The 20,028-nt window shown below is 65.3% G+C and carries 17 protein-coding genes; 9 read left to right on the top strand and 8 right to left on the bottom strand.

Annotated elements, in window-relative coordinates; genetic code table 11:
• Positions 1-35: 35 nt before the first annotated feature.
• Positions 36-824, bottom strand: coding sequence for an amino acid ABC transporter ATP-binding protein (locus DES43_RS06920; protein ID WP_035027040.1), 789 nt, complete (start codon positions 822-824; stop codon positions 36-38).
• The gene (locus tag DES43_RS06915; RefSeq protein ID WP_051520585.1) at positions 824-1,747 is read right to left on the bottom strand and encodes an amino acid ABC transporter permease; all 924 of its coding nucleotides are present in this window, start codon (positions 1,745-1,747) and stop codon (positions 824-826) included. Before DES43_RS06915 ends, DES43_RS06920 begins: the two co-directional genes overlap by 1 nt.
• A 470-nt stretch (positions 1,748-2,217) precedes the next feature.
• Between DES43_RS06915 and DES43_RS06910 the strand changes: the two genes are divergently transcribed.
• The 3 genes from DES43_RS06910 to DES43_RS06900 are packed head-to-tail and all read left to right on the top strand — an operon-like array spanning position 2,218 to position 5,023.
• On the top strand, positions 2,218-3,087 hold the full coding sequence (locus DES43_RS06910) for a D-amino-acid transaminase (RefSeq protein WP_035027104.1): 870 nt from the start codon (positions 2,218-2,220) through the stop codon (positions 3,085-3,087).
• 48 nt (positions 3,088-3,135) lie between these two features.
• Positions 3,136-4,173: a DmpA family aminopeptidase gene (locus DES43_RS06905; RefSeq protein WP_035027041.1), complete on the top strand. Its 1,038-nt coding sequence runs from the start codon at positions 3,136-3,138 to the stop codon at positions 4,171-4,173.
• Positions 4,174-4,222: 49 nt separating this feature from the next.
• Positions 4,223-5,023, top strand: a complete 801-nt coding sequence (locus DES43_RS06900) for a M55 family metallopeptidase (RefSeq protein ID WP_035027042.1) — start codon at positions 4,223-4,225, stop codon at positions 5,021-5,023.
• On the opposite strand, the gene DES43_RS06895 is transcribed toward DES43_RS06900, so the two are convergent.
• A complete protein-coding gene (locus DES43_RS06895; RefSeq protein WP_035027105.1) occupies positions 5,010-5,945 on the bottom strand; it encodes a LysR family transcriptional regulator in 936 nt (311 codons plus the stop codon). The genes DES43_RS06900 and DES43_RS06895 overlap by 14 nt on opposite strands.
• A gap of 196 nt (positions 5,946-6,141) precedes the next feature.
• On the opposite strand from DES43_RS06895, the gene DES43_RS06890 reads away from it, so the two are divergent.
• From DES43_RS06890 to DES43_RS06865, 6 genes are all read left to right on the top strand, one after another.
• On the top strand, positions 6,142-7,770 hold the full coding sequence (locus DES43_RS06890) for an amidohydrolase (protein WP_035027043.1): 1,629 nt from the start codon (positions 6,142-6,144) through the stop codon (positions 7,768-7,770).
• Positions 7,771-7,843: 73 nt separating this feature from the next.
• Positions 7,844-9,436 carry an ABC transporter substrate-binding protein gene (locus DES43_RS06885; protein ID WP_035027107.1) on the top strand — a complete coding sequence of 531 codons (1,593 nt, stop codon included), beginning with the start codon at positions 7,844-7,846 and terminating at the stop codon, positions 9,434-9,436.
• A 90-nt stretch (positions 9,437-9,526) separates the two neighbouring features.
• The gene (locus DES43_RS06880) at positions 9,527-10,462 is read left to right on the top strand and encodes an ABC transporter permease (protein ID WP_035027044.1); all 936 of its coding nucleotides are present in this window, start codon (positions 9,527-9,529) and stop codon (positions 10,460-10,462) included.
• A 5-nt stretch (positions 10,463-10,467) separates the two neighbouring features.
• The gene (locus tag DES43_RS06875) at positions 10,468-11,289 is read left to right on the top strand and encodes an ABC transporter permease (RefSeq protein WP_035027045.1); all 822 of its coding nucleotides are present in this window, start codon (positions 10,468-10,470) and stop codon (positions 11,287-11,289) included.
• On the top strand, positions 11,286-12,197 hold the full coding sequence (locus tag DES43_RS06870) for an ABC transporter ATP-binding protein (RefSeq protein WP_035027046.1): 912 nt from the start codon (positions 11,286-11,288) through the stop codon (positions 12,195-12,197). The genes DES43_RS06875 and DES43_RS06870 overlap by 4 nt, the downstream gene beginning before the upstream one ends.
• On the top strand, positions 12,194-13,153 hold the full coding sequence (locus tag DES43_RS06865; RefSeq protein WP_035027047.1) for an ABC transporter ATP-binding protein: 960 nt from the start codon (positions 12,194-12,196) through the stop codon (positions 13,151-13,153). Before DES43_RS06870 ends, DES43_RS06865 begins: the two co-directional genes overlap by 4 nt.
• An 85-nt stretch (positions 13,154-13,238) precedes the next feature.
• Here the strand turns inward: DES43_RS06865 and DES43_RS06860 are convergent, their stop codons facing one another.
• The 5 genes from DES43_RS06860 to DES43_RS06840 all read right to left on the bottom strand — a co-directional run bounded on the left by DES43_RS06860 (position 13,239) and on the right by DES43_RS06840 (position 19,706).
• Positions 13,239-13,883 (bottom strand): 3-oxoacid CoA-transferase subunit B, encoded by a 645-nt coding sequence (locus DES43_RS06860; RefSeq protein ID WP_035027049.1) that lies wholly within the window; start codon positions 13,881-13,883, stop codon positions 13,239-13,241.
• 1 nt (position 13,884) lies between these two features.
• Positions 13,885-14,601 carry a CoA transferase subunit A gene (locus DES43_RS06855; protein ID WP_035027051.1) on the bottom strand — a complete coding sequence of 239 codons (717 nt, stop codon included), beginning with the start codon at positions 14,599-14,601 and terminating at the stop codon, positions 13,885-13,887.
• Between the two features lie 63 nt (positions 14,602-14,664).
• A complete protein-coding gene (locus DES43_RS06850; protein ID WP_035027053.1) occupies positions 14,665-15,174 on the bottom strand; it encodes an acetone carboxylase subunit gamma in 510 nt (169 codons plus the stop codon).
• A 54-nt stretch (positions 15,175-15,228) separates the two neighbouring features.
• Positions 15,229-17,538 carry a hydantoinase B/oxoprolinase family protein gene (locus DES43_RS06845; RefSeq protein WP_035027054.1) on the bottom strand — a complete coding sequence of 770 codons (2,310 nt, stop codon included), beginning with the start codon at positions 17,536-17,538 and terminating at the stop codon, positions 15,229-15,231.
• Positions 17,539-17,552: 14 nt separating this feature from the next.
• On the bottom strand, positions 17,553-19,706 hold the full coding sequence (locus tag DES43_RS06840) for a hydantoinase/oxoprolinase family protein (RefSeq protein ID WP_035027057.1): 2,154 nt from the start codon (positions 19,704-19,706) through the stop codon (positions 17,553-17,555).
• Between the last annotated feature and the right edge of the window lie 322 nt (positions 19,707-20,028).

The following is a 20,028-nucleotide window of genomic DNA, read 5'->3' as shown; positions in this document are numbered from 1 at the left end:
TCAGTTTCCGTTCGCGCCCGCCGGCGCCGTTGCTGTCAGATCACCCGGTTCAGGAATGCGCGCGTGCGCGGATGCGAGGGATTCACCAGCACCCGCCCGGGCGGGCCTTCCTCGACGATGCGCCCGCCGTCCATGAAGATCACCCGGTCCGCGGCCTCGCGGGCGAAGCTGATCTCGTGGGTCACGACGATCATGGTCAGCCCGGACTGCGCCAGATCGCGCATCGTGGCCAGCACCTCGCCCACCAGCTCGGGGTCGAGCGCCGATGTCGGCTCGTCGAACAGCATCAGCCGCGGCCGGATGGCGAGGGCGCGGGCGATGGCGACGCGCTGCTGCTGGCCGCCGGAAAGCTGGCGCGGATAGGCATTCGCCTTTTCCGACAGGCCCACCCGCTTGAGGAGCATATGCGCATAGGCTTCGGCTTCGCTGCGCTTCTCGCCATACACCCCCACCGGCGCCTCGACGATGTTCTGCAACACCGTCATGTGCGGATAAAGGTTGAACTGCTGGAACACCATGCCGATGCCGCGGCGCTGGCGCGCGATCTGCGAGGGCGTGGCGCGGTAGAGGGTGCCGTTGCGCCACACATAGCCGACCTGCTCCTCGCCGACGAGGATCGAGCCCTTCTGCATCGCCTCCAGATGGTTGATGCAGCGCAGGAAGGTCGATTTTCCCGAACCCGAGGGACCGAGGATGACCACCGTCTCGCCCACCCGCACATCCATGTCGATGCCCTTCAGCACCTCATGGTCGCCATAGGCCTTGTGAACGTCGCGAGCCCTGACGAGCACCGGGTCGGGGGAAGTCTTCTCGCTGGCGGTCATCAGGCTGGCTCCGGGTCGGGGACAGTGGCCGGCCGCACCTCGCCGCGCCGGTCGCCGCGCGCATAATAGGCTTCGATATAGGATTGCCCGACATTGAGGATGGACGTGACGAACAGATACCAGACCACCGCAACCATCAGCAGCGGAATGATCTCGAACGTGCGGTTGTAGATCGCCTGCACGGAATAGAGCAGGTCATTCATGGCGATGACACTGACCAGCGAGGTGCCCTTGATCATGCTGATGAGCTGGTTTCCGGTCGGCGGAATGATCGAGCGCATCGCCTGCGGGATGATGATGCGGCGCAGCGCCCGCTGGCGCGTCATGCCGAACGCCTGCGCGGCTTCGTTCTGGCCGGGATCGACAGAGATGAGGCCGGCGCGGATGATTTCTGCCATATAGGCCGCCTCATTCAGCGCCAGCCCGACGATGGCCGCCGTCAGCGGGGTGATCAGCGCGTTGGTGTCCCAGCCGATCAGTCTTGGGCCGAAGGGGATCGTGATCGCGATTTCGGGGAACAGCGTTGCCAGATTGTACCAGAAGATGAGCTGCACCAGCATCGGGGTGCCACGGAAGAACCAGATGTAGAGGCCGGCGAAACCCGAGGCGATGCGGCTTCCCGAAAGGCGGCATATCGCCAGGACGAGGCCGATGACCGTGCCCAGCACCATGGCGACGACAGTGAGGCCGAGCGTCACCATCAGGCCCTGCATCACCGAAGGATCGAACAGCCAGTTGAAGACGACATGCCACTGGAACGCCTCGTTGGCGACGATCAGCCATGCCATATGGAGCGCCAGCAGAAGGACGATGGCGGTCAGGCCGCGGCGCACATGGTTGGCCGGCGAAACGGCAAGCGCCACATCCCGGCCCGCGGAAGGATCCGCAACCATGGCGCTGCCGGATGGGTTGATTGCCGCCATATCGTCTCCTCCACCGGGGCGCCGCAATGCGATACGCCTCTCTTTATTCGCCGCTCCGGCGATTAGAGTGATGTGAGCAGCTCTCTGAAACAGTTAAATTTTGAGCGGGGCATAGACGATGACTATAGGGGCAAGCCTCGCCCCATGCGGTGCCGTCGAAGCCCGGGCAACACCGCATTGGGCGCGCGCACGCAAAGCCATCCCGACGCGATCCCCGCGCCGGGGGATTGCATCTCCGCAGCCGGCCGCCAGATCCACGGGCGCCGGCTCCGCGGTAACCTGCGCCATCCATGGCCTGGCATGAAGGCGGGCGCCGGCCCATCATCCTCAAGGCCGACGATGTCACGGCCGGCCCCGTTGTCACGTTCGGCATCGGAAGTTGCAGAAATGGAATTGGCATTCCTGCGTGCGGCTTGCCATCACTGCCGCTTGCGCGCCTGCAACGGCGCAGGGCGATTCAGGGAGCAGCCATGATGGCGCATGTCTATTGCGATCAGCGTTTCATGCCGGAAGATCAGGCAAGGATCAGCATATTCGACCGGGGTCTGCTGTTCGCCGACGCGATCTACGAGGTCACCGCCGTCATCGGCGGGCGCATGATCGACAACGACCTGCACCTGCAACGCCTGCAACGCTCGCTCGCAGAAATCGGCATTGCGCTGCCCATGCCCATGGCCGGCATCGAAGCCATGCAGCATGAGCTCATCGCCCGCAACGGGCTGGACGAGGGAACCGTCTACATCCAGGTTTCGCGCGGCGTGGCGAAGCGCGACTTCCTGTATCCCGGCGACCTGAAGCCGAACCTGTTCGCCTTCACCACGGCCCGCAGGCTTACCGGCACCAAGGCGCAGGCCGAGGGCATTGCGGTCGAGATCGCCCCCGACCCGCGCTGGATGCGGCGCGACATCAAGACGGTGATGCTGCTCGGGCAGGTCCTGGCCAAGCAGGCGGCACACGATTCCGGCTTCGACGACGTCTGGTTCGTGGAGGACGGGCTGATCACCGAAGGCGCATCGGCAAGCGCCTTCATCGTCACGCAGGAGGGGTCCATTGTCACCCGTCCCAACTCGCACGCCATCCTGCCCGGCTGCACCCGCCGCGCGGTTCTGCGCCTGTGCAGCGAAGAAGGCATCGGGCTGGAGGAGCGCGCCTTTTCGGCACAGGAGGCCCACGAAGCCGCGGAAGCCTTCCTCACCTCGGCGTCGAGTTTCGTCACCCCTGTGGTGCGGATCGGGAACCATGTCGTCGGGGATGGCAGCCCCGGTCCATTGACACGCCGCCTCCAGCAAATTTACCTCGAAACGGCACTGGCCGTCACGGAGCGGGCGGTTCCTGCCTGAACCGGGCCATCCGGCCCGGAAGGCGCGATACGAGGCAAGACCACGACGATGAGCTCAGCACGGCATTTCGGCCTGACGGTCGGACACCTGCCCACCGGTCCCCACAACGCCCTGACCGACGTCGCCGGGGTCCTGGTCGGCCACCGGACGCTGTCCGGCGACGGGCTGGCGACGGGCGTGACCGCGATCCTGCCGCATGGCGGCGATCTTTTCCGCAACAAGGTTCGCGGCGCGGTCGACATCGTCAACGGCTTCGGCAAGTCCGCCGGGCTGATGCAGGTGGCCGAACTCGGGCTCATCGAAACCCCCATTCTGCTGACCAACACATTTTCGGTCGCTCCCTGCGTCGAAGCGCTGATCAGGCGGGCAGTCGCGGCCAATCCGGCCATCGGGCGCGAAACCTCGACGGTCAACGCGCTGGTCTGCGAATGCAACGACGGCACGATCAGCGACATTCAGGCCATGGCGGTGACGCAGCTTCATGCCTTCGAGGCGCTGGATGCGGCCGCGTCCGGCCCGGTGGAACAGGGCAATGTCGGCGCGGGCACGGGCATGACCTCCTTCGGCTTCAAGGCCGGCATCGGCACCGCATCGCGGCAGGTGGAAATCGCCGGGGCCGGGTTCATGCTGGGCGCACTCGTGCTGTCCAATTTCGGCCGCTCCGGCGATCTGGTGCTGCCCGACGGGCGGCGGCCTCATCCCCGCAATCCCGGTGAAGCCGAAAAGGGGTCGATCATCGTCGTCCTCGCCACCGACATTGCGCTCGGCGACAGGCAGTTGCAGCGCGTGGCGCGCCGGGCGGGTGCCGGAATTGCCCGGCTCGGCTCCTTCTGGGGTCACGGCAGCGGCGATCTCGCCATCGCCTTCACCACGGCCGATCCGGTGGCGCATGCGCCGCAGGAGCCGTTCCAGCCTGTCCGGCGGCTGGACGACAACCATATCGACAAGGTGTTCCAGGCAGCGGCGGAGGCGACCTCGGAGGCCGTGCTCAACGCCATGTGCGCCGCGAAGGCCACTGTCGGGCGCGGCGGCCGGCGCTTCCCGTCCCTCGGCGACTGGCTGGCGGCATTGCCCGAATCCTCATGAGCCGCCGCCCCGGCGCCGCCATGCAACTGCGAAGGAGATCTGATCGATCATGAAAATATTCATCTCGGCCGATATTGAAGGCACCGCCGGCATCCTGGCATGGAGCGAGGCAGAGCGCAGCCATGCCGACTATGCCGAGTTCCGCGCTCTTATGACTGCCGAGGTGCTGGCGGCCTGCGAAGGCGCGCGCGCCGCCGGCGCAACCGAAATCCTGATCAAGGACGCCCACGACAGCGGCCGCAACATCGTTCTCGACCGGCTGCCAGCCTGTGCCCGCATCGTCAGGGGCTGGCCCGGCCACCCCGATTCCATGATGTTCGGGCTGGATTCCAGCTTCCATGCCGCGCTCTGCACCGGCTATCATTCCAAGGCCGGCACGGAAGACAACCCGCTCGCCCATACCTCCAACCTGCGCATTTCGCGCCTCGTCCTGAACGGCGAGGTCGCCTCGGAATTCACCGTCAACGCCCTGTGCGCCGCCCGTCACGGCGTGCCCGTGGCGTTCATTTCAGGCGACGCCGGCATCTGCGCCGACGCCAGGGCCATGGTGCCCGGCATCGCAACCGTGGAGACGCTGCAAGGCTTTGGTGCGGCATCCCTTTCGCTCAGCCCCGCCGCGGCGCGGATCGCAATTGCCGAAGGCGTCGAAAAGGCGCTGGGCGCCGCCAGCCTGCCAGCGCTGCCGGCAATCCCGGAACGCTGCGAAGTGGTCATCGAGTTCAACAACCCCGTCGACGCCTACCGCGCCTCCTGGTATCCGGGCGCGAAGCCCCACGGGGCCCGCGCAGTGGCGTTCGGCTCGGCCGATTTCTTCGAGGTTCAGCGGGCGCTGCGCTTCATGAATTCCTGAGCGCCAGCTCGCCGGCGGCACGCCACAGCGCTTCCACCATGGGGCCGGATCTCGCGGCGCTGCGGTAGAGGCGGATTTCGAGATCGAGCGACCATGCGGGGTCGTCGGCGCACAGGACGAGCAGGCCCTGCGCCAGCTCCCTGCCGACAAGGCTTTGCGGCAGCCAGCACAGGCCGGCCCCGGTCAGCGCCAGTTCCTTGAGGCCGGCGCTGATCGTGCTTTCATGCACGGTCTTGCGGCGGAACGGCGCGTTCCTTGCGAACATGCGGCCAAGCGCGACGCCGAAGAACGAGCTGTAGCCGTATCCCAGATAAGGCACGGTCAGTTTCGAAGACCCCGGCCGGTCGAGCAGCCCGGTCATCGCGGTCGCCGCCTTGTCGACGCGCAGTTCCGGCGCCGCCACCGGGACCAGCCAGTCGGTGCCGATGACGAGCGAGGCGAATTTCTCGCGGTCGAGATGAAAGGGAACCTCGCGATGCGCATAGGTGAGGAAGAAATCCGTCTCGCCATCCGTCAGCGCCTGGAGATTGGCCTCGATGCCGCCACGGTCGGCGATGAAGGACGTACCGAAATGGCGTGAGCGTTCCTGAAGCTCTCGCAGCCAGCCTGGAAAGAAGGTGACGGTGAGCGTGTGCAGCGCCGCAAAGCGCACCAGCCCCTGCTCGGCCGGCGGGCGCAGCGTTTCGCGGACCGAGCTGAACATGCGGATCGTATCCTGCGCCATGGGCAGGAAATTGCGCCCGGCGGGCGTCAGCTCGGCCGGCATGGTGGCGCGGTTGATCAGCGGCGCGCCCACCCACGCCTCGAGCTGCTTGATGCGCCGGCTGAAGGCAGGCTGGGTGACGTTGCGGACTTCGGCAGCCCGCGAGAAACTGGAGACTTCCGCAAGCGCCACGAAATCCTCAAGCCATTTTATCTCCACGATACCCGCCTTTCGTCGCATCGACCCGGTCAAAGCACAGCATAATTCATTCCTTTTCCTTCATTATGCAAATTATGCATAAGTCCTTGCCAAAACCGAATTGGCCATGTCGGCTTTGAAACCGCACCTTGGAAAAAAAGACGCAGGATAAGCCCGGCGTTCCAGCGGGGCAGCATTCCAGGGCGGGGAATTTTGAATGGCATCTCTACCGGCGGCCGACCTGATCCTTCACAACGGTCGCATCTGGCGTGGCTACACCGACGGCTGGGCCGAGGCGGTCGCCGTCTGGCAGGGCAAGGTGCTGGCCACCGGCACCGATGCCGACATGCTGGCATTGAAGGGGCAGACCACGAAAACCGTCGACCTTGAAGGCCGCTTCGCCTGCCCCGGCCTCAACGACAACCACCTCCACCTGATCTCGACCGGCCTGACCATGGGCTGGGTGGACGTCACGCCCGCGGCCGCGCCGACATTGCAGGCGCTGCTCGACCGCCTTTCCGAACGGGCCGCGACCCTGCCCAAGGGCACGTGGATCCGCGCGCGCGGCTACGACCAGACCAAGCTCGACATCGGCCGCCATCCGACGCGCGAGGAGCTCGACCGCGCCGTTCCCGGCCACCCGGTCCTCGTGACGCGCGCCTGCGGCCACGTCTCGGTGGCGAATTCCATGGCGTTTTCCCTGGCGGGGGTGAGCGACGGGACGGAAGCGCCGGACGGCGGCGTCCTCGGCAAGGCCAACGGCAGGCTCGACGGCTTTCTGGCAGAGAACGCGCAGAATCTGGTCACGAACGTCATACCCCACCCCACGGTGGAGGATCTGATCGAGGCGATCGAGCGCGGCGGCCGGCACCTGCTTTCCTTCGGCATCACAAGCTGCATGGAGGCCGCGCTCGGCCATGTCACCGGCTTCGACGAGATGAAAGCCTATCAGCTGGCAAAGCTGGCGGGGCGGCTTCCGGTCCGCGTCTGGCTCACGCTGATGGGCGATCCGGGCGTCTCCATCGTGGAGGACTGCTGGCGCGCCGGCCTCGTCACCGGGGTTGGCGACGACATGATGCGCATTGGCGGCGTCAAGCTGTTCCTCGACGGCTCGGCGGGCGGGCGCACCGCATGGATGAGCCGGCCCTACAAGGATGAACCCGGCAATTTCGGCGTGCAGATGCTGCCGGCCGAAGAGGTGGAGCGGCTGGTGATGCAATGGCACCGCTGCGGCTATTCGCTTGCCTGCCACGCCATCGGCGACGCCGCAATCGACCAGCTTGTCACCGCATATGAAAAGGCGCTGGCGCAGCTTCCCGACCCGGACCGCCGCCACCGTGTCGAGCATTGCGGCTTTCTGGCCGGCGGCCTCAACGAGCGCATGAAGGCGGCAGGCATCTATCCTGCCCCGCAGCTCGCCTTCATCCACGATTTCGGCGACAGCTACATCAGCGTCATGGACGAGGCGCGCGCCCGCTCCTGCTATCCTTCGGCCACATGGAAGCGCATGGGGCTGGGTGCGTCGACCGGGTCGGATTCGCCGGTCTGCTCGCCCGACCCGTTCCCGAACATCCATGCGATGATCACCCGCCAGACATGGAAGGGCACGGTGATGGACGAAGCCGAGCGCCTCGCCCCGGACGAGGTTCTGCAAGCCTACACGGAAGGCGGCGCCTTCATGGAGAAGGCCGAGCATGTGAAGGGCCGGCTGGTGCCCGGCCAGCTCGCCGACATCGCCGTCTTCAACCACAACCTGCTGGAAGCTGCACCCGACACCATACGCGACCGGACGCATTGCGTTCTGACAATTCTGGGCGGCGAGGTGGTGCACGACGGGCGCGGCTGACGCGGCAACGGTTCAGCAACACAGAAAAACGCGCCGCAAACGGAAAAGCGGCACCAACAAAGGGGAGACCATGATGTTCAGGAGATTCACGCTCGCGGCGGTGCTCTGTGCCGGCGTATCCGGCCTTGCACTGGCAGAAGAACCGAGGCAGGGCGGCACGTTCAATTTCACCGCACCCTACGGGTCGAGCTTTGCGACGCTCGACATACAGGCGAGCCCCAACACGCAGGAAGAGTTCATCACCCAGGCCATCCACCGCTCGCTCTACGCATGGGATTCGATCAACAACGCTCCCGTTCTGGAGCTGGCGACGGGCGTCGACGTGTCCGACGACGGGCTGGTCTACACCTATCATCTGCGCAAGGACGCCAAATTTCACAACGGCAAGGCGCTGACCGCAGACGATATAATCTACAGCTACAAGCGTGTCTCCGATCCGAAGAACGCCTTTCCCGGCGCCAGCTATGTCGCCATCATCAAGGGCGTGGACGATTTCGCCGCCGGCAAGAGCGAGGACATAGCGGGCCTGAAGAAGATCGACGACAACACGCTGGAGGTCACCTTCTCCTCGCCGGTCAATCCCGGTTTCTCGCTGATGCAGAACACCACGGCCATCTATCCCTCCAACGTGGAGGACGAGGCGACCTTCGCCACCGCGCCGGTCGGTCTCGGCCCGTTCCGCTTCAGGGAGCACGTTCCGGGCTCACAGATCGTGGTGGAAAAATTCGACGAGTTCTACGAGGAGGGAAAGCCCTATCTGGACCGCGTCAACATCATCCTGATGAGCGAGGACAGCGCGCGCGACGTCGCCTTCCGCAACAAGGAAATCGACGTGTCGATCCTCGGCCCGACGCAGTACCAGGCCTACCAGCAGGACGACGCCCTGAAGGATCATCTGCTGGAGGTGGCGGAGGTCTACACGCGCAATATCGGCTTCAACCCCAAGGTCGAGGCGTTCAGGGACAAGCGCGTGCGCCAGGCCATCAACCACGCGATCAACACGCCGCTGATCGTGGAACGCCTCGTCAAGAACAAGGCCTATCCGGCAAGCGGCTGGCTGCCGATCTCCTCGCCCGCCTTCGACAAGGACAAGGCGCCCTACGCCTTCGATCCGGACAAGGCGAAGGAACTGCTCAAGGAGGCCGGCTACGAGAACGGCTTCAGCTTCGAGGTGACGGCGAGCCCCAACGAGAGCTGGGGCGTGCCGATCGTGGAGGCGATCCTGCCGATGCTCCAGAAGGTGGGCATCACGGTCAAGCCGAAGCCGGTGGAAAGCTCGGCGCTGGGCGAAGCCGTGACCACGAACAATTTCGAGGCTTTCATCTGGTCCAACCAGACCGGACCGGACCCGCTGGCCGCCATGCGCTGCTACTGGTCGAAGACCGCGCAGTCGGCCTGCAACTACACCAGCTATTCGAACCCCGAATTCGACAAGCTCTACGAGGCCGCGCGGGATGAGCGCGACCCGGCGAAGCAGACGGACCTTCTGCGGCAGGCGAACAATCTGGTGCAGGATGACGCGCCGGTGTGGTTCTTCAACTACAACAAAGCCGTGATGGCCTACCAGCCATGGGTGCACGGGCTGGTGCCGAATGCGAACGAGCTGGCGCTCCAGCCCTACGAGGACATCTGGATCGACGACACCGCGCCCGCCAGCCGCAAATAATCCTCGCGGCGGGCATATGCCCGCCCGACAAGCCGCTTCCGGACACCGCCAAGGTCTCCGGGGGCGGCCTCACTCCAATCGGGACGAGCGATGCTTCGGTTCACCATCCGCAGGATCCTGCAGATCATTCCCACCATCGTGGTCGTGGCGCTGCTGATCTTCGTCATCTTCTCCGTCGTGCCGGGCAGCTTCGCCTCCAGCCTTTTCTCCGACGGCAAGACGGCAGCCGATCCGCAGCTCATGGCGCGGCTCAACGAACAGCTCGGCCTCGACAAGCCGGTGCACCAGCGTTTCCTCACCTATGTCGGCGACCTTGCGCAGCTCGACCTCGGCACCTCGTTCCGCACCCGGCGGCCGGTGCTGGAGCTGATCAACGAACGCATCTGGGCTTCGCTCCAGCTCGCCGTCGCCGCCATGATCTTCGCCGTGGTCGTGGCCGTGCCGCTCGGCTTCCTGGCGGCGCTGCGGCCCGGCTCGATCCTCGACACCGTCACCATGGTCGGCGCGGTCTCGGGCCTGTCCATGCCTCAGTTCTGGCTTGGCCTCCTGCTGATGTACGTCTTTGCGCTGCAACTGAACTGGCTGCCGTCCTTCGGCTATGGCGACGGCTCGCTGCGCAATCTCATCCTGCCTGCCATCACGCTGGGCGTCACGCCCCTGGCGCTTCTGGCGCGCACGACGCGGGCCGGCGTGCTCGACGTGCTCAACGGCGATTTCGTGCGCACGGCCCACGCCAAGGGGCTGAGCGAGGCGCAGGTGGTGCGCCGCCACGTGGCCCGCAACGCGCTGGTGCTCATCATCACCACCGTCGGCCTGCTGTTCGGCTCGCTCATCGGCCAGGCCGTGGTGATCGAGAAGCTCTTCGCCTGGCCCGGCATCGGCTCGCTGCTGGTCGACAGCGTCGCCATGCGCGACATCCCCGTGGTTCAGGGCACCATCCTCGTCATCGTGGTGTGGTTCCTCGTCATCAACACCGCGGTCGATGTGATCTATGCGCTGGTCGATCCGCGCATCAAGCAGGAGTGAGCGGCATGAAGCTGGGCTTCAACCTCATCCTCGGCGGTGTGCTCACCGGGCTGGTCATTCTGGCGGGGCTGCTGGCGCCATGGCTGGCCCATTTCGATCCGGTTCTCGACGCGGACCTGATGAATGCGGAACTGCCGCCGGACGCCACCTACTGGTTCGGAACCGACGCGCAGGGACGCGACGTCTATTCGCGCATGCTCTACGGCGCGCAGATTTCGCTGACCGTGGGCATCGTCTCGCAGATCATCAACACCCTCATCGGCGTCGCGCTCGGCATGTCGGCGGCCTACTGGGGCGGCTGGTGGGACGACATCGTCAACGGCCTCACCAATGTCATGCTGGCCATCCCGTCGCTGATCTTCGCGCTGGCGGTGATGGCCGTGCTCGGCCCCGGCCTCGTCTCGCTGCTGATCGCGCTCGGCCTCACCAACTGGAGCTGGACCTGCCGCATCGCGCGCTCCTCCACGCTGTCGCTGAAATCGCTCGGCTACGTGCAGGCCGCGCAGACGCTCGGCTACAGCGACACACGCATCATGTTCACGCAGATCCTGCCCAACATCATGGGCCCGGTGCTGGTCATGGCCACGCTCGGCATGGGCTCGGCGGTATTGTCGGAAGCGGCCCTCTCCTTCCTCGGACTCGGCATCCAGCCGCCGTTCCCGAGCTGGGGCTCGATGCTCACCGATGCGCGCCAGATGATCCAGATCGCGCCATGGACCGCCATCTTCCCCGGCATGGCCATCTTCCTGGCCGTGCTCGGCTTCAATCTTCTGGGGGATGGTCTGCGCGACATGCTCGATCCGCATATGAGGACCCGCAAGCTGTGACACCGCTGCTCGACGTCAGGAATCTGGAGCTGGGGCTGCGTCATGGCGCTCAGGCCCACCGCATCCTCAAGGGCGTGTCGTTCCAGATCATGCCCGGCGAGACCTATGGGCTGGTCGGCGAATCCGGCTCCGGAAAATCGGTCACGTCGCTGGCCATCATCGGGCTTCTGAAGAAGCCGCTTCAGATACTGGGCGGCGAGATTTTTTTCGAAGGGCGCAACCTGCTGGCGCTGCCGCGGCGCAAGATGCGCAGCCTGCGCGGCAGCCGCATCGCCATGGTGTTCCAGGAGCCGATGAGCGCCCTCAACCCGTTGCAGACGGTGGGACGGCAGATCGCCGAGATGTATGTCCAGCATCAGGGCAAGAGCTGGGCGCAGGCGCAGAAGATGGCGGTGGAGGCGCTGGCCAGCGTGCGCGTGCCGACGCCCGAGCGCCGCGTGCACGACTATCCGCACCAGATGTCCGGCGGCCTGCGCCAGCGCGTGATGATCGCCATGGCGCTCGCCTGCGATCCGGCGCTGCTGATCGCCGACGAGCCGACCACGGCGCTCGACGTCACCGTGCAGGCGGAGGTGCTCAAGCTGATCAGGGAGCTGTGCGCGGCGCGCGGCACCGCCGTGCTGTTCATCAGCCACGACCTCGGCGTGATCGCCACCATGTGCCAGCGGGTGGGCGTGATGTATGCCGGCTGCCTGGTCGAGGAGAACGCCACGCGCGAACTGTTCGTCGATCCGCGGCACGAATACACGCGCGGGCTGCTGGGAGCGCTGCCGAAGCTCGGGTCGCGCGGGCTGCACGGACGCCAGCGGCTGGTCGACATCGACAGTTTCATCGCGGACCGTTCGCGGCTGACCGACACGCGCTTCATCGCACCCCGCACCCCGGTTTCCGGCGAGGCGGGATCATGAACGCGCCGCTGCTGTCGATCGACGACCTTCATGTGCGCTTCCCCCTTTCGGGGAGCTGGTTCGGCCGGCAGCGCAGGATGCTGCATGCCGTCAACGGGCTGAGCCTCGATCTGGCGAAGGGCGAGTGCCTGTCCATCGTCGGCGAATCCGGCTGCGGCAAGTCGACGACCGCCCTGTCGGTCATGGGCTTGCAGGAACCCACGCAGGGCTCGATCCTGTTTCGCGGCAAGCCGTTTTCGGGGCCGCAGGCGCCCTCGCGCATGGAACGCGCCATGGCCGCGCAGATGGTTTTCCAGGACCCTTACGCTTCGCTCAATCCGCGCCAGACCGTGTGGCAGTCGCTGGCCCAGCCGCTCCGGCTCCACAACGTCACCGCACGGTCGGAACTGTCGGACCGCATCGAGACGGTGATGCGCAGCGTGGGGCTGACGCCGGAACAGGCCACGCGCTATCCGCATGAGTTCTCGGGCGGCCAGCGCCAGCGCATCGGCATCGCCCGCGCGCTCATCCTGCAACCCGAGATCGTCGTGCTCGACGAGCCGGTCTCGGCGCTCGACGTCTCGATCCGCGCGCAAATCATCAACCTGCTGCTCGATCTTCAGGAGGAGTTCGGCCTTTCCTACCTGATGATCAGCCACGATCTGAGCGTGGTGGAGCATATGAGCGACCGGGTCGCGGTCATGTTCTTCGGCCAGATCGTCGAAACCGGGCCGTGGTCGGCCATCTTCTCCGATCCGGTCCACCCCTACACGCGCCGGCTGATCGCCACGATCCCCGACCCCGGCGCGGTGCTGGGCCTGAGCCGGGAGGCTGTCGTGGACGGCCCCGCGCAGGCGCCGGCCGGCTGGCGTTTCGCCGACGACGGCTCATCCGCGCCGGATGTCACGCAGGAGCCGAAGCCCTCGGAGCTGGTGGAAGTCGCACCCGGCCATTTCGTGCGGCTCTCGCGCTCATAGAGCGTTTCCACTGTTCCTCGAAGCGCTGAACCGCTTCGCACTTTTGCTGGAATTGCTCCAGCTGCCACCAAGGCAAGGGGCCGCCTCAGGCGGGCTGCACGTCGAACGACGCCTCGGTTCTGGCCCTCACCTCCTCCAGCTCAACGCCATCGGCAAGCTCGGTCAGCGTCATGCGCGCCGCCCCCTCGCGCGCCAGACGGAACACGCCGAGATCGGTGATCACGAGATCGACGACGCGCTGCCCGGTCAGCGGCAGCGTGCAGGATTTCAGCAGCTTGGGCTCGCCCCGCGCCGCGTGCTCCATCACCACCACGACGCGCTTGACCCCCGCCACGAGGTCCATGGCCCCGCCCATGCCCTTCACCATCTTGCCGGGGATCATCCAGTTGGCGATGTCGCCGCCTTGCGAAACCTGCATCGCGCCGAGGATCGACAGGTCGATATGGCCGCCGCGGATCATGGCGAAGCTGTCGGCCGAAGAGAAATAGCTGGTTTTCGGCAGCTCGGTAATGGTCTGCTTGCCGGCATTGATGAGGTCGGCGTCCTCCTCGCCCTCACAGGGGAACGGCCCCATGCCGAGCATGCCGTTCTCGCTTTGCAGGGTCACGTCGACCCCTTCGGGAATGTAATTGGCCACCAGCGTCGGGATGCCGATGCCGAGGTTGACGTAGAAACCGTCGCGGATCTCACACGCGGCGCGCGCCGCCATCTGCTCTCGCGTCCAGGCCATGTCAGGCGTCCTCCATCCGGGGGGCCGGGCGCACGGTGCGCTGCTCGATGCGCTTTTCGGGATGCGGCACGTGCACGATGCGCTGCACATAGATGCCGGGCGTATGAACGTGATCGGCATCGATCTCGCCGGCCTCGACCAGATGCTCGGCCTCGGCGACGGTGACGCGCGCGGCGGTGGCCATCACCGGGTTGAAGTTGCGGGCAGTCTTGCGGAACACCAGATTGCCCTCGCTGTCGGCCTTGTGCGCATGGACGATGGCAAGGTCGGCGAAAAGGCCGGTCTCCATCACATGGTCGAGCCCGCCGAAGCTGCGAACCTCCTTGCCTTCAGCCACCAGCGTGCCGACCCCGGTGCGGGTGAAGAAGGCGGGAATGCCTGCCCCGCCGGCGCGGATACGCTCGGCCAGCGTGCCCTGCGGATTGAACTCCAGCTCCAGTTCGCCCGCCAGATACTGCTTGGCGAACAGCCTGTTCTCGCCCACATAGGAAGAAATCATCTTCCTGATCTGGCGCGTTTCCAGAAGGATGCCGAGGCCGTGGCCGTCGACGCCGGCATTGTTGGAAATGACGGTGAGGTCGCGCACGCCGGATGCACGGATCGCCTCGATCAGGCTCATGGGAATGCCGCACAGGCCAAAGCCGCCGGCCATGATGGTCATGCCGTCGCTGAGCAGGCCGGCAAGGGCCGCCGCGGCATCAGGAAAACTCTTGTTCATGAAAGCTCCATTCAAAAAGGGGCGCGGCATTGGCCGCCGCGCCCACTCAGGAACGTGGGGCCGTCAAGCGGCTTCGGCCCGCTCGGGCAGCGGCAGCCCGAGCCATTCCTGATAGAAGGTGTCGATGTCCGGCTCGAAATCGTGGATCACCGGATACCAGGGGGTCGGGGCTTCCACGTCGAGCAGGTCGCCCGATACCGGGCAGTAATATTCGCGGATGACCTGCCAGGTGCTGGTCGGCGCCATCAGCTTCGGATAGAGCTCCTCCATCTCCTCCGGCGTCTCGCGCACCCGTATCACCGCATGCAGCTTCCAGTTCTCGCGCCAGTCGCAGAACTCGTGCCCGGCATGGCTCTTGACGACCCAGCGCTTGTCGCTGGCGCGCTGCACGATGTAGAGCCTGGGGCCGAGCGGCAGGATGATCCTGTCATCCCACGGCACCTGCTCCTGCAGGATTTCCAGATACATCTGGAAGCGTTCGCGGTCCTTCGGGGTGGACAGCATGGTGTGCAGCGTGTCGCGGTCGATCTTGCCGTCGACGAGGTCCTTGATCTTCGCTTTTGTGTAGGCCATTTGGTTCCTCCTTTGTGTGGTGCCGGGCGCCCCGCGCGGGGCGCCCGCAGCGCATCATTCGTCGACGAACTTGACGGTCCTGACGTCGGGCAGCTCGGAAATATCCATCGAATATTCGCGGCCATAGGACGGGATCGGCAGATCCGCTTCCAGAAGCTGCCAGTCCTCCGGCAGGTCCCAGAACTTGCGGAAGCCCTTCGCCCATTCCGGCCCGAGCTTGAAGGAGGCGGCGAACATCTGCTGGACGTGCACGCCCGCATCCTTGGCAAGAATGCGCTTGCGCTCCTTCGCCATCCACGCCTTCGTCGGCACGGCCTTGGCCAGACGCTCCTTGCGGATCTCCGCGCGCCTTGCCCCGGTGCGGGCCTCATCGACCCCCACCAGCCCGTCGGCCGCCTTCACCAGCACCACGCCGTAGACCGTGTCGGCGAAACGGTCGAGCAGGTAGCCGCCATTGACGTCGTCGGCCACCTTCTGCGGCTCGCGCTCCAGCGGGTCGCCGAAGCCGGGGCCGCCGCGCATGTAGTTCAGGTAGAGGTCGTAGTCCTTGAACATCGCCTCCGTGGTGATGGCCTGCTTGTCGCGCTTGATCTTCGCGTCGGGCAGCAGGGCGTCCCATGTCGGGTTCTGCGGGTCGGTGTCGCCGCCGGAGGGGATTTCGCCGCCATCGGCGATGATCTTCTCCAGATTGGTGTCATGCGCGCAGAAGCGGTAGCCGGAGGCAGCCGGATAACCGCCCATCAGGCCCCAGTCGGAGCTGATATGGCCGTTGCCCATGAAGAACATGGTCCAATCCTTGGCGTTCCACACCATGCGCAGAGACTGGAACCCGCAGCCGCCGCGATACTTGCCCGCACCGCCCGACGAAGCCTTGATCTCGCGGCCGAGATAGATGAGCGGCTCGGCCAGCTCCCAGATCTCCATGTCGCCCATGTCGCCTTCCGGGTTCCAGATGGCGGCGGCATGGCTGATGCCGTCGGCGATGGCGGAAGCGCCGACGCCGTTGGCCGCGCATTCGAACGAGTTGACGGCATGGATCTCGTCATACTGGTTGAACCCGCCGCCCTGCAGCCAGTTGGAGGTGTTGGCGTTGCCGGCATTGACCTCTTCCAGATAGCCGCGCCCGAAATAGGCCCGGCTGAGGCCGCGCCACAGTGAGGTCCACGACGAGACCAGGAAGTGCCACGAATAGCTGAAGGCCACGCGCCGGTCGTCCGGGTTCATCCAGGTGCCCTTCGGCAGGCGGAATTCCGTGCCGTAGGCGGCCCCGTCGTTGATCATCTCGGTCGGGATCAGCGTCTGCGTCATCATCACCCAGATGCCGGAGGTGAAGGAGACGGCATGGGCATTGTAGGTGTGCCAGCCCCACCGGCTCGACCCGTCGAAGTCCAGCCGCCATGTGCCGTCCTTGCGGATCGTCATCTCCGAAGGCGTGTGCATGATGGTGTCGACCTTGGCGAAGTCGGACGGAACGCGCACGTCCTCGTGCTCGTAGGGCACGTCGACGAAGCCGACCTGACGGTACTTGCCGGGAATGGTCATCGCCCGGATGCGGGCCTGAAGGCCGACACGGCCATGCTCGATGGCCTCGTAGGCGAACTTCCAGTAAGCCTCGATGCCTTCGTCGGCGATCACTTCCTCGACCAGCTTGCGGATCATGTGGCAGCCGGCGACGCGGGTGCGCTCGTCCAGCATCCAGTAGCGCGTGGTGCGCACCATGCGCTGCGATTCGTGCAGCCAGTCGCGGAACAGCGTGTCGTCGGCGCCGATCTTGCGGCAGGTGATGGAGTAGCCGTCGCCGAAGCGCTGCACCTGGCCCGTGGACATGGAGCCCGGCCCGACCGAGCCGGTGTCGATGACGTGGGTGACGCCGCCGACCCAGCCGATCAGCTTCTCCTCATGGAAGATCGGCACGATGGTGTGGATGTCGCACGGATGCACGTTTCCGATCAGCGAGTCGTTGTTGCAGAAGATGTCCTTGTCCTTGATGCCGGGATTATGCTCCCAGCCGTTCTCGATCATATACTTGATCGCCGCACCCATGGTGCCGACATGGATGATGATGCCGGTGGAGGTGAGGATGGCGTCGCCGGCCGCGTTGTAGAGGGTGAAGCAGAGTTCGCCCTCCTGCTCCACGATCGGGCTCGCCGCGATCTTCTTGGCCGTCTCGCGGGCATCGACGACGCCGGCGCGCAGCCGCGAGAACAGCTTGTTGTAGAGAATGGGCTGGCTGTCGCGCAGCTCCATCTTCTTTATCCCGCCATAGTGGCCGGTCTTCTTCGTGGCTTCCATCAGGCGGTCGCGGTGCTCTTTCAGAGTCTCCCCGCCCCGCACGATGCCGTCGAGTTTGGTGTGCATATTCATCTTGGTCTTCCTCCCTAGATTTCCTTCAGGTGGAACAGGCGGTGGCCGTCCAGACGCGTTTCGAAACCGCCGGGCACGACGAAGGTGGTGGCGTCGGATTCGATGATCGCGGGTCCCTTGATGCGGTTGCCGGGGCGCAGCGTTTCCATCTGGTAGAGCTGGGCATCCACCCATTTCCCGTGCCGGTAGAACTTGCGGGTTCCAAGCTTCGCGGATTCAGGCGGCGTTTCGCTGCCTTCCGCCTCGAACGGGATCTTGGGCTTCGGGATCGGCACGGTGCCGCGCATGATGGCCCCGGTGACCGAATAGCCGAGTTCCGGCGAGCGGGCGGAAGCGGCATAGACGCGTCCGTAGGTGTCGTTGAAGGCCCCCACCAGCGCATCCCAGTCTTCAGCCGTCGAGGCGCTCCCGATCGGGCTGTCGATTTCCAGATCGTTGAGCTGGCCGCGATACTGCATGCGGAAGCCGGGCTGGAGCACGACCTGATCGGCGGTGTAGCCGTTCAGCGCGAATTCCTCCAGAACGCGCTGCGCCAGTTCCTGCCACGCTTCGTCGAGCGAGGCGACCTGCGCGGTCTTCTGGTCGTCGGCCGCATCCTCCGGCAGGTTGATGTCGAGCGACTTGTCGTAGCGGTACTCGAAATCGGCCGCCGCGCAGCCGAAGGCCGAGAAGCCCGCCGCCCATGCCGGCACGATGACATCCTCGAAGCCCAGCCCCTCGGTGTAGCCATAGGTATGGACCGGCCCCGCACCGCCATAGGAGAAGCAGGTGAAGGAGCTGGGGCTGTAGCCCTTGCCCGAGATCATGGAGCGCAGATAGTCGCGCAGCTCGCTGTCCAGAAGCTCGATGACGCCGGCGGCGGCTTCTTCCACCGAAAGGCCGAGCGGATCGGCGATCTGCTCCTTCATCGCGTTCCATGCGCGCTCCCGGTCGAGCTTGACCTGGCCGCCGAGGAAGTTGTCCGGATTCAGATAGCCGAGGATGACGTGGCAGTCGGAGATGGTCACCGTCTCGATGCCCGATTCCGCCCAGCAGACGCCGACGCGATAGCCGGCGCTGTCCGGCCCCAGCTTGATCGCCCTGGTGTAGGGGTCGAGGCGGATATAGCTGCCCGCGCCGGAACCGACCGAGTCCATGGCCACCAGCGGCAGCGACAGCACGAGGCGGGCCATGTCGGGGTCGTTGCGGATCGACATCTCGCCCTGCGTGATGAGCGCCACGTCGAACGAGGTGCCGCCGATATCGGAGCATGCGATGTTCTTGTAGCCCAGCACCTCGCCCAGATACTTGGCGCCGATGACGCCGCCGATCGGCCCCGAAACGATGGTGCGGGCCAGCTCCTTGGCCTTCCAGGAAATGGTGCCGCCATGGGTGGCCATCACCCGCATGTCGAATTTCGAGCCATGCTCCTTGAACGAGCCGGAGATCTTCTGGAGGGTCCGGCGCGAGGGCTCCGCCGCGAAGGCTTCGAGGATGGTGGTGTTGGTGCGGTGGGTTTCCTTGCGCACCGGATAGTAGTCGGTGGAAGCGAAGACGGAGATCGTCTTGCCGGCTTTGGCGATCTCTTCCTGCACGATGTCGCGCACGCGCCGCTCATGTTCGGGATTCCTGTAGCTGTGCAGCAGGGAGATGACGATGCCTTCCACATCCTGTTCGATCAGTTCCTGCGCCGCCTTGCGCGCCATGTCCTCGCGCAGCGGGATCACCACCTTGCCGAACATGTCGACGCGCTCCATCACACCGCGGGTGAGATGGCGCGGCACCAGCGGATCGTCGAAATAGTGCGTGTTGAGGTGGATGCGATCCTCATAGGCGAAGCCCAGATAGGCCTGGATCGCGCGGCCCATGCGGTGGAAGTCCTCCATGCCGGCATTGACGATGAGGCCGGTGCGCAGGCCCTTGCGCTGCACCACGCGGTTCAGCATCGCCGTGCCGGAATAGACGCCGGTCTGGATGGTGGACAAAGCCTGGTCGAGCTCGAGGCCCCACTGGCCAAGACCCTCGCGGGAGCTTTCGATCAGCCCCAGCGCTTCGTTTTCAGGGGTCGACTGCGCCTTGCCGACCACGAACTCGCCGTCGGAATCGACGAAGAACGTATCGGTCATGGTGCCGCCGGCATCGATGCCGAGCACCTGCACCGTTCGCGTATTCTGTTTCTCCAACTGCATTCTGAATCCTCCCTTCATGACCGCACCCGCGAGATCGGGATCGGCCGCAGGGCAAATGTGGATTCAGAACGGCTTTACCGGACGTCCGATTTTCGGACGCTCCGACGGACATGTTGCGGATGCTAAGGCATGTCGCCCGAAAGTGGGAACCGGTTTCGGGACAACGACATGCGTAAAAACAGGAACCTGAAGCGCAAGGAGCGAATCGGAAAGATCGCGATGCGCTCTAGGGTCGAGACTCAATTGATCCACCATGTGATGATTGCGGCAATGAAGATTGCTGCGGCGAAGTTTGTTGCCAGCTTGTCGTACCGTGTTGCGA

The organism is Aquamicrobium defluvii, assembly GCF_004363725.1.
Lineage (GTDB): Bacteria > Pseudomonadota > Alphaproteobacteria > Rhizobiales > Rhizobiaceae > Mesorhizobium > Mesorhizobium defluvii.
This window is presented reverse-complemented; position numbering and strand designations above follow the sequence as displayed.

Excerpts from the sequence above, each read along its gene's own strand:
- DES43_RS06920 (WP_035027040.1), bottom strand. The coding sequence starts at position 824 with ATGACCGCCAGCGAGAAGACTTCCCCCGACCCGGTGCTCGTCAGGGCT.
- DES43_RS06915 (WP_051520585.1), bottom strand. The coding sequence starts at position 1,747 with ATGGCGGCAATCAACCCATCCGGCAGCGCCATGGTTGCGGATCCTTCC.
- DES43_RS06910 (WP_035027104.1), top strand. The coding sequence starts at position 2,218 with ATGATGGCGCATGTCTATTGCGATCAGCGTTTCATGCCGGAAGATCAG.
- DES43_RS06905 (WP_035027041.1), top strand. The coding sequence starts at position 3,136 with ATGAGCTCAGCACGGCATTTCGGCCTGACGGTCGGACACCTGCCCACC.
- DES43_RS06900 (WP_035027042.1), top strand. The coding sequence starts at position 4,223 with ATGAAAATATTCATCTCGGCCGATATTGAAGGCACCGCCGGCATCCTG.
- DES43_RS06890 (WP_035027043.1), top strand. The coding sequence starts at position 6,142 with ATGGCATCTCTACCGGCGGCCGACCTGATCCTTCACAACGGTCGCATC.
- DES43_RS06885 (WP_035027107.1), top strand. The coding sequence starts at position 7,844 with ATGTTCAGGAGATTCACGCTCGCGGCGGTGCTCTGTGCCGGCGTATCC.
- DES43_RS06880 (WP_035027044.1), top strand. The coding sequence starts at position 9,527 with ATGCTTCGGTTCACCATCCGCAGGATCCTGCAGATCATTCCCACCATC.
- DES43_RS06875 (WP_035027045.1), top strand. The coding sequence starts at position 10,468 with ATGAAGCTGGGCTTCAACCTCATCCTCGGCGGTGTGCTCACCGGGCTG.
- DES43_RS06865 (WP_035027047.1), top strand. The coding sequence starts at position 12,194 with ATGAACGCGCCGCTGCTGTCGATCGACGACCTTCATGTGCGCTTCCCC.
- DES43_RS06860 (WP_035027049.1), bottom strand. The coding sequence starts at position 13,883 with ATGGCCTGGACGCGAGAGCAGATGGCGGCGCGCGCCGCGTGTGAGATC.
- DES43_RS06855 (WP_035027051.1), bottom strand. The coding sequence starts at position 14,601 with ATGAACAAGAGTTTTCCTGATGCCGCGGCGGCCCTTGCCGGCCTGCTC.
- DES43_RS06850 (WP_035027053.1), bottom strand. The coding sequence starts at position 15,174 with ATGGCCTACACAAAAGCGAAGATCAAGGACCTCGTCGACGGCAAGATC.
- DES43_RS06845 (WP_035027054.1), bottom strand. The coding sequence starts at position 17,538 with ATGAATATGCACACCAAACTCGACGGCATCGTGCGGGGCGGGGAGACT.
- DES43_RS06840 (WP_035027057.1), bottom strand. The coding sequence starts at position 19,706 with ATGCAGTTGGAGAAACAGAATACGCGAACGGTGCAGGTGCTCGGCATC.